Annotated in this window: 2 rRNA genes; both read right to left on the reverse strand. The window is 47.1% G+C overall.

Annotated elements, in window-relative coordinates:
- Positions 1–89, reverse strand: a 23S ribosomal RNA gene (locus HWX39_RS35830); the annotation flags it as partial.
- A gap of 398 nt (positions 90–487) precedes the next feature.
- A 16S ribosomal RNA gene (locus HWX39_RS35835) occupies positions 488–573 on the reverse strand; the annotation flags it as partial.

Raw genomic sequence — 573 nt, forward strand, 5'->3', positions numbered from 1 at the left:
CCAGCTCCCCGTAGCTTTTCGCAGGCTACCGCGTCCTTCATCGCCTGTGATCGCCAAGGCATCCACCACATGCACTTGTTCGCTTGACCCTATAACGAGTCTGTCTCATCGACAGTCGTTACAGGTTGAGTTCTCGCGTTGTGCCGTATTCCAAAATCGAGTCAAACATAGAGTTCGAATCATCTTGAGATACATCGATACAATCACAACCCGGATAGTTTTCACGTCCATCTCAAGACGCTTTCGCTATCCAAATTACTTGCTTCTTCCAGATTGTTAAAGAACGACAGCCGATACGTAAGACGTATCACTCTGACTGGCTCAATCGCCAATGAAAAAGACTCGAATCGAAATTCATTCGAATATTTATCATTGAGGATTATCGAAAGCGGCCGGCATTATAACCGATAAAACCACTAACAGACAGTCTTTCTGTCTTTATCAACAGCCGATAAGCGTGAGCGCTCAATTTTGCGAGAAGCTCTGGAAAGGAGGTGATCCAGCCGCACCTTCCGATACGGCTACCTTGTTACGACTTCACCCCAGTCATGAATCCTACCGTGGTGACCGTCC

This window comes from Burkholderia sp. BCC0322 (genome assembly GCF_902833045.1).
Taxonomy (GTDB): domain Bacteria; phylum Pseudomonadota; class Gammaproteobacteria; order Burkholderiales; family Burkholderiaceae; genus Burkholderia.